Genomic DNA, 12,165 nt, shown 5'->3' with positions numbered 1-12,165 from the left:
ATCTTGAGACCCCTACTCGCAAGGAGAGTGTGACGTGGCAGTTGAACCCCAAGGACGACGCCTTCTCAGAGTCGAGGCCCGCAATGCGGAAACCCCGATCGAACGCAAACCTAGCTGGATCAAAACCACGGCAAACATGGGCCCCGAGTACACCGATATGAAGAAACGCGTGCATTCACGCGGCTTGCACACGGTGTGCGAAGAAGCGGGCTGCCCCAACATCTTCGAGTGTTGGGAGGATCGCGAGGCGACCTTCTTGATCGGCGGCGACACCTGCACGCGCCGCTGCGATTTTTGCGACATCGCAAGCGGCAAACCACAAGTGATCGACCCTGCCGAACCTTTCAAGGTCGCCACTTCCATCAAGGAAATGGGCCTCAAGTACGCGACCGTGACAGGAGTGGCCCGCGATGACCTCGAAGACGGCGCCGCGGGGCTCTTTGCCGAGACCTGCCGCCAGATCCACGCCATCAGCCCGGGTACGGGTGTGGAACTCCTCATCGACGACATCAAGGGTGATTCGAGCGCGATGCAGCAGGTCTACGACTCGAAGCCCGAAGTCTTCGGTCACAACCTCGAAACCGTGCCTCGCATCTTCAAAAAGATTCGCCCGGCCTTCCGTTACGAGCGCAGCCTCGGCGTCATCGCCGATGCGAAGGCGAACGGGATGATCACGAAGTCGAACCTCATCCTGGGTATGGGGGAGGAAACGAGCGAGATTCTTTCAGCTATGCAGGATCTTCGCGACCACGGTTGCGAGATTCTCACCCTCACCCAGTATTTGCGCCCCTCGAAACTTCATCACCCGATCGATCGCTGGGTGAAGCCGCAAGAGTTCCTCGAACTCTCCGAGGCAGGTTATGAAATGGGCTTCGCGGGGATCATGGCCGGGCCCATGGTGCGTTCGTCGTATCGCGCCGGCCGGCTGTGGGCTCAGGCGATGGAGAAACTTGGTCGCGAGATTCCCGAAGAACTCTCGCACCTCAATTCCTCGGCGCCCGCCCTCCAGGAAGCCACGAGCGTGGTGGAGCGCCAGGCCGCACGTGAAAAGCGTGACAGGGAGCGTGCTGAGCGGAAGGCTTCGGCAACGGCTTAGGCCCATTTCCCGGTTATGCTTGGGGATGGTTTTCGAACCACCCGCATCGCGCTAAGGACAAGGATTAATGGCACGCAAGAACACGACCGACGCCCCCGCTAAGACGAAGAAGCCCGGCCGCATCCGGCAGACGATCGACGTCTTCAAGGAAACTCAGGCGTACGATCGCTCGACGGCACCGCTCATGATTCTCTCGATCGTGGGTCTCACCGTCCTGCTCGCTCTCATTTTCGGGGCCTTCGGCCACCCGATCTACGGAGCCTTCATCGGTCTCGGTTTCGGCCTTCTCCTTGCGATGATCATCCTTGGCCGCAGGGCACAGAAAGCCACGTACTCGAAGATCGAGGATCAACCGGGTGCCGCGATTGCCGTGATGCAGCAGATTTCGCGAGGGTGGAATGTTGAGCAGGATCCTGCGGCCTTCGATGCTCGCAGTCGTTCGATGCTCTTTCGTGCGAGCGGCCGCAAGGGCATTGCACTCGTGTCGGAGGGCTCCGGCGGTGGTTCGCGAAAGCTCATGAGTAAGGAAGTCAAGCGCATGAACCGCATGTTCCCGAACGTTCCGGTGCATGCGGTGTATGTGGGCCACGGCGAGGGCGAAGTGCCGCTTCCGAAGCTCAACCGGCACCTGACCGCCATGAAGAATGAACTCACGAAGGCGGAAGCCGGCGAGATTGGCCGACGCCTCCGTGCCTTGCCCAATCCCGTTCGTCAGGCCATCCCCAAAGGCGTCGATCCCATGCGCGCTCGCCCCAATCGCAAGGCTATGCGCGGTCGCTAAGCCGACCGACACCTGCGTATTCGCCCCCTTCGGTACAGGCCGCTGGGGGCGATGCTTATTGAGAGCGCACGACAACGACCCCCGCGACGAGGTCGTGGAGAGTCTGCCTGTTCTCGTTCACCACGAACGCGCTGATCACGCTCAGCATGATGGCACTACGTACGAGGGCGCGAAGGAGCATGGGCGAGCGCCCAGTCACGGGCAGAACGCGAAGCCCGGTCAGGAATTGGCCGAGGCTTGCGCCAAAAAGTGTCTGCATCACGGTGACCTGTGCGAGGAACAACGCGAGAGTGGCAAGCGGGTCATAGTGAAAGGCGAGAAAGGACACGGCTGCCGCGGCTGCCCAGTCGAGGCACATGGAGAGGAAACGCCGCGGCAACGGCGCAATGGAGTATCTGCCGCGGTCGGGAAGGCCAAAAACTTCGCCGGGATGCGCCCCTGCTTGGGCGTCGTTTTCGACTGACTCGTCACTATTTATGGGGCGATTCATTCCAAAACCGTACGTTCGCGGCCGTGCGTGAGGCAAACCCTGACGTGGGTGGACGTAAACTAGGAGAGGCAACTGCTCAAAGTTAACGTGCGCTCAGCACGGACGGAGGATACGTGTTCAGCAATCCCAGCGAAGCCGTGAAGTTCATCGAGGAAGAGGATGTCAAGTTCATTGATATTCGCTTCTGCGATCTCCCCGGCGTCATGCAGCACTTCAATGTTCCCGCGAAAACCTTTGACGGAGAAGCAATCGCCGAGGGACAGCTGTTCGACGGTTCCTCGATTCGCGGGTTCCAGGCCATTCACGAATCCGATATGAAACTTATCCCGGATCTCAGCACGGCCTACGTGGACCCGTTCCGCGATCAGAAGACCCTCGTGATCAATTACGCGATCGTCGATCCCTTCACCGATGCTCCTTACAGCCGCGACCCGCGAACCGTCGCTGCGAAAGCCGAGGAATACCTCCGTTCAACCGGTATTGCCGACACCGCCTTCTTTGCCGCCGAAGCCGAGTTCTACATTTTCGACTCCGTCCGCTATCAGACGGAAGCAAACGGCGCTTTTTACGAGATCGACTCGAACGAGGCCGCGTGGAACACGGGCCGCGAAGAAGAGTTTGGGAATCAGGGCTACAAAACCGCAATGAAAGGCGGTTACTTCCCTGTGGCTCCCGTAGACCAAATGGCCGATCTGCGTGATGAGATGGTGCGCGTGCTCGACGAAGTGGGTCTCGAGGTGGAGCGCGCCCACCACGAGGTTGGCACGGGAGGCCAGCAAGAGATCAATTACCGCTTTTCCACGCTTTTGCAGGCTGCCGATGACGTCATGAAGTTCAAGTACGTCATCAAGAACGTTGCGTGGGAAAATGGGCGCTCGGCAACGTTCATGCCGAAGCCGATCTTTGGAGACAACGGCTCGGGCATGCACTGCCATCAGTCGCTCTGGAAGAACGGTGAGCCGCTTTTCTACGACGAGAGTGGCTACGGCGGGCTTTCGGATCTCGCCCGCTGGTACATTGGCGGCTTGATCGAGCACTCCCCCGCGCTTACCGCCTTCACCAACCCCACGGTGAATTCGTTTAAGCGCCTCGTGCCGGGCTTTGAAGCACCGGTCAACATGGTGTATTCGGCAAGGAACCGTTCAGCGGCGATTCGCATCCCGGTCACGGGCAATTCGGCGAAGGCTAAGCGCCTCGAATTCCGTGCCCCGGATCCGTCGGCAAATCCTTACCTGGCTTTTGCGGCTCAACTCATGGCGGGCATCGACGGCATCAGGAACCGCATCGAACCTCCCGAGCCGATCGACAAAGACCTCTACGAGCTTCCGCCGGAAGAGCATGCGGATATCAAGACTCTCCCGGCCTCGCTCGAGGAAGCGCTCGATGAGCTTGAGCGTGGTCACGACTTCCTCACCGAGGGCGATGTGTTCCCGGAGGATCTCATTACCACGTGGATCGCCTACAAGCGCGAGTTTGAGGTTGAGCCCTTCAGGCTTCGCCCCCACCCCTACGAGTTCGAGCTCTACTACGACCTCTAAACCGGGTCGTGTCGTGGGGCTTCGCGCTAGAGCTTCGCGTTCAAGAGCGAAAGCAGCAGTTCCTTCGGGCTCTGCGCTTCGCTGAGCGCGCAGTCGTCGGGCGCGAAGTCCCACGCTTTTCGCAGGGCTTTAAACGTTTCCCACTCAGCGTCGGATGTGCGAAGCGGCACCGCGCTGTACCCGCCCGTTTCCGGCAGGTGAATGATGAACGCGCCGGTGAGTTCGGGCATCTCGCGCAAGGTTCCGTCATTGTCGAGGAGGTTTTCGGCCCTCATGACGGCAACGCCCTGGAGCGCGTAGTCACCCCGCACCTTCTTCGAGGTCTTGATGTCCCCCGTGAGCAGCGTGTTGCCGATTTTCACAATGGCATCGGTTGTGCCGGCGTAGCCCACGGTGCGGTTCACCACTGTTTGTTCGATCTCGACGAATTCCGGTTGGAAATCCTCGAGAAAACCCGCAAAGCCGTCGAGCCGAACATTCGCTCGCCCCACGAGCGCCCCGAGGTTCGTTTCCATGCTCAGGAGGTCTCCCCCGCTTCGCATCTCTGTCGCGAGTTCACGCATGTCGGACTCGGTGGGCCGCTCTCCCGATCGTTCCCATGCTTCGCATAGCGCATGAACGTAGGTGCCGAAATCCGCGGTTGTTTTCGTGTAGTCGGGTGCTGCTTCGGCAATGCGCTTTTGGGTGGTCCAGCTGTTGCGGTTCACGCGCCGGATTTCGTCAAAGGCGCGTGAGGGGTTGCGATCGAGGTACGAGAACATCTCAAGCGCGCGTTTCGAAGCCATACGCGCGTACCAGCCATTGAGGTGGTCTTTCGCGCGCATCCCTGCGACAGTGGTGATGGATGGGTGGACGAGTTTCCCTCCGGGTTCCATCCGGTACATGCGGCCGCGAGGGGTCTGAGCGCTCAGTTCGGGTGAGGTCATAGCCCTTTCAGGCTACTCGTCAAAGATCAGGCGTTCGGCGACCTGGCGCGAGTGGCGCGTCACTTTGAGGTATCTCTCCTCGATCGCACGGGCATTCTCCACGGGCTCGCGTACGAGGGTGGCGATAGCGTTCAGGTCAACGAGGTCGGTAGGAAGAACATCGCTCTCGCGACCGCGCCACAAAAAGAGCGCTCGCCGCAACTCCCATGCCAGCATCCAGGCGCGGCGAAGTGCGAGTGCATCGGAAGGAGTGAGGTGCCCGGCGCTCTCGAGGGCTGCGAGGGCGTCGAGGGTTCCGACGGTACGCAGGCTCTCGTCGTTTCCCGCGTGTTCAAGCAATAGTCGCTGTACGCACCATTCGACGTCGGTCGTTCCACCCCGCCCCAGTTTGAGGTGATGGCTCGGCCTCACGCCACGCGGGAGTCGCTCTCCTTCGATGCGGGCTTTCATGCGAGCGAAGTCTCGGCGCTCGTGCGCGTCCATCCCGCCGGGGCGAAAGCGCTCGCGGTCCATGATCGCGGTGAGCGTTTCACAGATGTCTTTGGGGCCGGAAACGCACCGAGCGCGCAAAAGCGCCTGGCGTTCCCATCTCTCAGCGTGATGCGCGTAATAGTCCTCGAAACTCGTGCGCGTGCGCACGAGTGGGCCTGAGCGGCCTTCCGGTCGCAGATCGGCATTGACGCGCATGTTGATGCCCGAGGCCGGGGCATTGAGGATCTTTTGTACGCGGGCGGCAATCCGGGTCGCGACCTCGAGGTTGCCTTCGCACACGAACTGCACATCGGCATCGGAAGAATAGCCCATCTCCCCCGCGCCGAAGGAGCCCATGGCTATCACGCAAAGCGCAACGTCCGCTTCGGCACTTACGCGGGTCAGGGTAAAGGCGAGGATCGCCTCCGCGAGGTCAGTCAGAGACCGGGCGAGTTCCCGCAGATCAAGGACGCCCGAGAGGTGGGCGAGGCAGATTCTGACGATCTCGCGTGCGCGCACACCGCGAAGGGCGTCAATCACGTGTTCGTCGCTCGTTGCCAGGCCCGCGATCGAGTCGAGTTCTTGCGTGATCTGTGCCCGCGTAAGGGGTTGCAACTGGGCGTCGTTCGATAGCCAGCGCACGGTATTCGGGTGCTGTTCGAGCTGTTCGCCCACGTAGCGTGAACTCGAGAGGATATGCGTGAGCCGTTCGGCAGCAACCCCCGAGTCGCGCAACATGCCGAGAAACCAGTGGGTTTCGCGCAGAGTTTCGGAAAGCCTGCGGAATGACAGCAGGCCCAGATCTGGATCAACGCCCCCCGCGAACCATTCGAGGAAGGCCGGAAGCAGCTGTTTCTGGATCGCGGCCCCACGGCTGAGTCCCCTCGTAAGCGCGTCAATGTGTTGCAGAGCACGATTGGGATCGCGGTAGCCGATCGCTTCGAGCCGATCGCGCTGAGCTTCGGCACTAAGGGCGATTTGCCCGTCGCTTAGCCCTGCGGAGGTGGCGAGGAGAGGGCGATAGTAGATCTCCTCATGAAGCTGGCGCACGCGCCGGCGCACGGTATCGATCTCGGCAGGAAGTTTTGCCGGCTGCGCCCCGATTGTGCGCGCAAGGCGCCGAATGTCGCGCTCCCCGGTGGGAAGCATGTGGGTTCGCCGCAGGCGCCACATTTGGAGCCGGTGTTCGCACACGCGTAAGAATCGATAGGCTCCGGCGAGCTCGGCCGAATGCTCGCGGCCCACGTATCCGCCTCGCGTGAGAGCGTCGAGGGCGTCAAGTGTTCCAGCCTCACGAATATCTTCATCAGCGCGGCCGTGCACCATTTGGAGCAATTGAATCGTAAATTCGATATCGCGAAGACCGCCCCGGCCCAGCTTGAGATCGCGCTCGGCATCGGCGTGCGCGAGCACCCGGGCGCGCATCGCGCGAGTGTCGTCAACAAACCCCTCGCGTGTGGAGGCTTGCCATACAAGCGGCGTGGCGATCTCTTCAAATCGCTCACCGAGTGAGCGATCCCCCGCGCAGGCGCGAGCCTTGAGAAGCGCTTGAAACTCCCACGTCCGAGCCCATTTTCGGTAATAGCGAGCGTAGGAATCGATCGTCCGCACGAGTTCCCCATCGCGCCCCTCGGGCCGTAAGTTCGCGTCAATCGCCCAGAGGCTGCCGTCGGCCGTGCGCTCCTCGCACACTCGAGCGAGTTCGCGTGCGAGCGCGCCTCCCACCCTCGTCACCTCATCCTCGCTCACACCCTCGTGTGCTGCCTCCGCAACGTACATGACGTCGACGTCGGAAACATAGTTGAGCTCGCGCGCCCCGGATTTCCCCATCGCGATGATCGCAAGTTGCACACTTTCATGCCCCTCGGTAGCGGCCCGGGCCAGTGCGAGCGCGCCCTCGAGCGCGGCGTCGGCGAGGTCACTAAGGAGTCTTGAGATCTCGGCTTGGCGGTCCACGGGGGCTTCCGCCTCCACATCTCGAGCCGCTATTTGAGCGAGCACAAAATAGTAGGCGCGGCGAAAGGCCCTACGCGGCTCGGGGCCGGGAGCAGCAACCGGCACCGCGGCCGAAGGGTGAGAGCCGACGGCGGCCAGCATCACCTCGCGAAAACTCTCGCGCGTGGGCCCGTCAAGCGTCGGACACTGAAGAATCTCCTCCAGCTCGTTCACCTGCCGCGCGAGAGCATCCCCGAGCGCGATCGAACTGCCGAGCACAAGCACCAGGGTGCGCCCGAGTCTTTCGTCGCCAACGACGCGCGCGAATTGGTGGGTCTGGCCCGCCTCCTGAGCCGCATCGGCAAGGCGGGTGAGCCCGAGGAGAGCCTCGTCAGGGTCTGCCGCCTCCCCCATCGCGCGCACGAGCTGTGGCGGAACACACGAGAGTGAAGCGCTCGCGAGGAGCGCGGCGCTCCGGTCCGTTCGAACGAAACCAAGGCGTGCGAGATCAAAGTGCGTGAACTCGCCCCCGGCCTCCCCGGATTGGAGGGCCTCAATTGCGCCGGTCTCAAGCCTCATGTGGTTGTTAAATATCGAATGTCGTGCGGAGCTCGGACTCGGTCACCTGGCGGCGATATCCGTCCCACTCGCGGCGTTTATCGCGCAGGATGTATTCGAACACCTGCTCACCGAGAATCTCGGCCATGAGCTCGGAAGTCTCAAAACTTTCGATAGCTCGCAAGAGGTCGGAGGGCAGCGGTTTGATGCCCATCGCTTGCCGTTCGCGCTCGGTGAGTTCCCATACCGTGTCTTCCGCACCTTCGGGGAGGGGGTATTCCTCCTCGATGCCCTTGAGGCCAGCGCCGAGGAGCGCAGCGAACGCGAGATAGGGATTCGCCGCTGAGTCGAGACCCCGAAACTCCACCCGAGAACTGGTTCCCTTCGTTGGCTTGTGGAACGGTACGCGCACGAGGGCACTTCGGTTGTTGTGACCCCACACGATGTAGCTCGGAGCCTCTTGTTCGCCCCACAAACGCTTGTAGGAATTGACGAATTGGTTCGTGAGGATCGAATATTCGCGAGCGTGCACAAGGAGCCCCGCGATGAAGTGACGCGCGGTGCGCGATAGCCCGTACTCGGCTCCCGGCTCGTGGAAAATATTCGTACCGTTATGGAAAAGCGAGAGATGCGTGTGCATGCCGTTACCGGGGTGTTCGATCATAGGCTTCGGCATGAAGCTCGCGAACTTCCCTTCGGCAAGGGCGATGCCTTTGACGACGGCTCGAAGGGTGAGCAAATTATCCGCGGTCGTGAGCGCATCAGCGTACCGGAGGTCGATCTCGTTTTGCCCGGGACCGCCTTCGTGGTGGGAATACTCGACATGGATGTTCATGCGTTCGAGTTCCTGCATCGCCTCGCGGCGGAAGCGGCTGCCATCGATCCGTTGCACGTAGTCGAAATAGCCGCCTTGATCGACGGGCTCAAGGGGAATTCCTTTTTCATAGCGCCGGTTGAAAAGGTAGAACTCCACCTCGGGATGAGTGAGGAACTCAAGCCCCTTGGCCTCGGCGCGAGAGAGGGCGTCGCGAAGGACTCGGCGCGGATCCGATGCCGCGGGGGCGGAGTCGGGCGTAAACACATCACAGATCATCACGCCGGTTTCACCACCTGGCGGTGCACCCATGACGCGGAAAGTCGAGGGATCGGGGCGAAGCAGCATGTCTGACTCATACGAGCGCGTGAGCCCTTCAATCGCGCTGCCATCGATGCCGATGCCTTCATCGAACGCTTTTTCGAGGTCATGCGGCGAGATCACGACTGACTTGAGGCGTCCCACCACATCGCTGAACCATAGGCGGATGTAGTCAATCCCCTGCTCTTCGACCTGCCGAAGCACTGAATCCTGGTGGCGTTCCATACATCAATTGTGCCCCATCTCCGCCTCGCCACTGAAGTCCTGCGCTTGGCCGGATACGCTGATGACGAACGCGCTGCACTTGGCGCGCACGAAAGGACATCACGTGAGCGAGAGCGTCACCCCGCGCAAGATCCGAACCCACACCCTTCGCGACTTCAAGAAGGAGGGGCGGGCCATCACGATGCTGACAAGCTATGACACTTTCAGCGCCAGCATCTTTGACGAGGCCGGAATCGACGTGCTTCTCGTGGGTGATTCTGCGGGCAACACCGTGCTCGGCTACGACTCCACCGTGTACACGAAACACGAGGACATCGTGCGCTTTACCGGGGCCGTCGCGCGCTCATGCGAGCGCCCGCTCGTGCTCGCTGATCTCGCGTTTGGCACGTATCAGGCGAGCGTCGAGGACGCGGTGCGTCACGGTGTCGAGCTCATGCAGGCGGGCGCGCAGGCAGTCAAGCTTGAGGGCGGACGCGAAATTCTCCCTCAGGTCGAAGCGCTCGTGCACGCGGGTATTCCCGTCTGCGGGCACCTCGGGTTCACACCGCAATCGGTCAACCAGCTTGGCGGGTTTAAGGTGCAGGGGCGCGGGGAGAAGGCCGACGCTCTTCTCGCCGATGCGGTAGCCCTCCAAAATGCCGGCGCGTTCGCCGTCGTGCTCGAACTAGTCCCCGCTCCTCTCGCCGAGCGCGTCACCGAAAAGCTCGAGGTCCCCACAATCGGCATCGGCGCGGGAGCAGGCTGCGATGGTCAGGTGCTCGTGTGGCAGGACATGGCCGGACTCAGCGGCTTCAAGCCCCGGTTCGTGAAGGCCTTTGCCGACCTCCGCTCGGACCTCATGCGCGCGGCGGTGGAGTATGGCGACGCGGTTCGCACGAGAGAATTCCCCGCCCCCGAGCACACATTCGACAAATAGTGCGCGCAACGCGCACGAGGGTGAACTAGAACTGCTCGTCTTGTGAGTCTTCGTCGTCGTCTCTGTAATACTCGTTCCACTCTTCAGTCGCTTCGTCCCATTCCTCGTTACGCTCCTCGGCGAGCTCGAGCGCATGCTGGGCTTCGGCACGCGTCGCGTAAGGGCCCATGAGTTCGATCGCCGGACTCTGGTTTCCCTCTTCGATCTGTTTCGTCTTGGTGTTGTAATAGAACTCGCTCACGACGCGGCCTTTCGTTCATCGATATCCAGAAGAACCTGCCAGACTGGTAGTCATGACTGTAGACCACTGGCTTCGCCCCGAAAAACGCTCCGTGATCGAACCCGGCACCATTAGTCCGCTTCGCTCGGTCCCCGCCTCGATTGCGCGCCCCGAGTATGCGTTCAAAGATGAAGCGCAATCCGATAATTGCGGGCCGTACGTGCAAACGCCCGACGTCATCGAACGCGTGCGCCGTGCCTCGAAGATCGCCGCCCTCGCCCTTCGCGAGGCAGGCAGGGCTGCGAAGCCCGGCGTCACGACCGACGAAATCGATGCCCTCGTGCATGAAGTCATCCTCGATCACGGCGCATACCCCTCAACCCTCGGCTACCTGAGCTTCCCGAAGTCGTGCTGTACGAGCCTCAACGAGGTGGTGTGCCACGGCATCCCTGACTCAACCGTCATGGAGGAGGGCGACATCCTCAACGTTGATGTCACCGCTTACCTCGACGGTGTCCACGGCGACACGAACGCCACGTTCCCCATCGGTGAGATCGCACCCGAGGCCGCGGAGCTCATCGAACGGACCGAAACGGCGATGTTCCGGGGAATCCGCGCTGCGAAGGTGGGCCGCGAGGTCAATGTCGTGGGTCGTGTCATCGAGAAGTACGTGGGGCGTTTCGGCTACGACTCGGTTCGTGACTTCACGGGCCACGGCGTTGCCGAGGGCTTCCACAACGGCCTCATCATCCCCCACTACGATTCGGCACCCCACTACGACGACATCATTGAGCCAAACATGATTTTCACCGTCGAGCCCATGGTGACTCTCGGCTCGCGCGCGTGGGATCAATGGGATGACGGCTGGACGATCACGACCCGCGATAAGGGGTACACGGCACAGTTCGAGCACACATTCCTTATTACCGACGACGGCTACGAGGTGCTCACTGATCCCGATGCCGAAATTTCCGCGTAAAATGAACGACGTAGTCACCTCGCAAGGAGAAGCATTTCACCATGGCTAAGGAAGCATTCGGAATCGACATCGGCGGAAGCGGCATCAAGGGCGCTCCCGTCAACCTGAAGAAAGGTGAGCTCGCCGCGAAGCGCGTGCGTATCCCTACGCCGCAGCCGGCAACCCCAAAGGCGGTCGCGAAGACCGTCAAGGAGCTCATCGATTCGTTTGATGTCCCCTCCGATATGCCCGTGGGCGTCACGTTCCCCGCGATTATCCAGCACGGCGTCGCAAAATCCGCAGCGAACGTCGACGATTCCTGGATCGGCGTGAACGTGGACCAGCTTCTTTCAGAGGCCACGGGCCATTCGGTCTTCGTGGTGAACGACGCCGATGCCGCCGGTATCGCCGAAATGGAATTTGGTGTCGGTAAAGATAAGTCGGGCCTAGTGATTATGACGACACTCGGCACGGGCATCGGATCGGCCATGTTTATCGATGGCAAGCTCATCCCCAACTCGGAACTGGGCCACCTGAACTACGAGGGCGCGAGCATCGAGAAATTCGCCGCGAGTTCGGTGTTTGAAAAGCTCGGTATTAGCTACGAAGAATGGGCAAAGGAACGCCTCCAGGTGTTCTACTCGCACGTGGAGTTCCTCTTCTCTCCCGACCTCTTCATCGTGGGCGGAGGAGTGTCAAAGGATTCGAAGAAATACCTCCACTTCCTCGACCTCCACACCGAGATCGTACCCGCGAAGCTTCGCAACGAGGCCGGGATCATCGGTGCGGCCGCCCTCGCGCACGCCGAGCGCAAGCTCGAGGTGAAGAAAGACAAGGGCGAGAAGAAAGCCAAGAAGGACAAGAAGAACACGTCGGCCGCAGAGCTCGCTGCCGAGTCGGTCGAAGAGGCCTGATC

11 protein-coding genes are annotated in these 12,165 nt (G+C 61.2%); 6 read left to right on the top strand and 5 right to left on the bottom strand.

Features of this window, described 5'->3' with window-relative positions:
• Positions 1-34 precede the first annotated feature (34 nt).
• On the top strand, positions 35-1,096 hold the full coding sequence (gene lipA, locus NBW56_RS00690) for a lipoyl synthase (protein ID WP_250257606.1): 1,062 nt from the start codon (positions 35-37) through the stop codon (positions 1,094-1,096).
• Positions 1,097-1,163: 67 nt separating this feature from the next.
• Positions 1,164-1,877 carry a DUF4191 domain-containing protein gene (locus tag NBW56_RS00685; RefSeq protein WP_065247774.1) on the top strand — a complete coding sequence of 238 codons (714 nt, stop codon included), beginning with the start codon at positions 1,164-1,166 and terminating at the stop codon, positions 1,875-1,877.
• A 55-nt stretch (positions 1,878-1,932) separates the two neighbouring features.
• On the opposite strand, the gene NBW56_RS00680 is transcribed toward NBW56_RS00685, so the two are convergent.
• The gene (locus tag NBW56_RS00680; protein ID WP_250257605.1) at positions 1,933-2,367 is read right to left on the bottom strand and encodes an RDD family protein; all 435 of its coding nucleotides are present in this window, start codon (positions 2,365-2,367) and stop codon (positions 1,933-1,935) included.
• Between the two features lie 113 nt (positions 2,368-2,480).
• On the opposite strand from NBW56_RS00680, the gene glnA reads away from it, so the two are divergent.
• On the top strand, positions 2,481-3,905 hold the full coding sequence (gene glnA, locus NBW56_RS00675) for a type I glutamate--ammonia ligase (protein WP_250257604.1): 1,425 nt from the start codon (positions 2,481-2,483) through the stop codon (positions 3,903-3,905).
• A gap of 26 nt (positions 3,906-3,931) precedes the next feature.
• Here glnA and NBW56_RS00670 read toward each other — a convergent pair whose 3' ends face one another.
• From NBW56_RS00670 to NBW56_RS00660, 3 genes are read right to left on the bottom strand one after another with little or no spacing between them, the layout of a single operon-like run.
• On the bottom strand, positions 3,932-4,831 hold the full coding sequence (locus NBW56_RS00670) for a hypothetical protein (RefSeq protein WP_250257603.1): 900 nt from the start codon (positions 4,829-4,831) through the stop codon (positions 3,932-3,934).
• 12 nt (positions 4,832-4,843) lie between these two features.
• Positions 4,844-7,816 carry a bifunctional [glutamine synthetase] adenylyltransferase/[glutamine synthetase]-adenylyl-L-tyrosine phosphorylase gene (locus tag NBW56_RS00665; protein WP_250257602.1) on the bottom strand — a complete coding sequence of 991 codons (2,973 nt, stop codon included), beginning with the start codon at positions 7,814-7,816 and terminating at the stop codon, positions 4,844-4,846.
• Between the two features lie 7 nt (positions 7,817-7,823).
• Complete coding sequence (locus NBW56_RS00660; RefSeq protein ID WP_250257601.1) at positions 7,824-9,155, bottom strand: glutamine synthetase family protein; 1,332 nt, start codon at positions 9,153-9,155, stop codon at positions 7,824-7,826.
• A 103-nt stretch (positions 9,156-9,258) separates the two neighbouring features.
• On the opposite strand from NBW56_RS00660, the gene panB reads away from it, so the two are divergent.
• A complete protein-coding gene (gene panB / locus NBW56_RS00655; RefSeq protein ID WP_250257600.1) occupies positions 9,259-10,071 on the top strand; it encodes a 3-methyl-2-oxobutanoate hydroxymethyltransferase in 813 nt (270 codons plus the stop codon).
• Positions 10,072-10,096: 25 nt separating this feature from the next.
• On the opposite strand, the gene NBW56_RS00650 is transcribed toward panB, so the two are convergent.
• Positions 10,097-10,312, bottom strand: coding sequence for an SPOR domain-containing protein (locus tag NBW56_RS00650; protein WP_250257599.1), 216 nt, complete (start codon positions 10,310-10,312; stop codon positions 10,097-10,099).
• A 52-nt stretch (positions 10,313-10,364) separates the two neighbouring features.
• On the opposite strand from NBW56_RS00650, the gene map reads away from it, so the two are divergent.
• Positions 10,365-11,270, top strand: coding sequence for a type I methionyl aminopeptidase (gene map, locus NBW56_RS00645; protein WP_250257598.1), 906 nt, complete (start codon positions 10,365-10,367; stop codon positions 11,268-11,270).
• Between the two features lie 41 nt (positions 11,271-11,311).
• On the top strand, positions 11,312-12,163 hold the full coding sequence (gene ppgK / locus NBW56_RS00640) for a polyphosphate--glucose phosphotransferase (RefSeq protein WP_250257597.1): 852 nt from the start codon (positions 11,312-11,314) through the stop codon (positions 12,161-12,163).
• The last annotated feature ends 2 nt before the right edge of the window (positions 12,164-12,165 follow it).

The organism is Dermabacter sp. Marseille-Q3180 (assembly GCF_940792985.1).
In the GTDB taxonomy this organism is placed as follows: Bacteria; Actinomycetota; Actinomycetes; order Actinomycetales; family Dermabacteraceae; genus Dermabacter; species Dermabacter vaginalis.
Note: the sequence above shows the minus strand (reverse complement) of the source record. Positions and strands in the feature narration are given on the sequence as shown.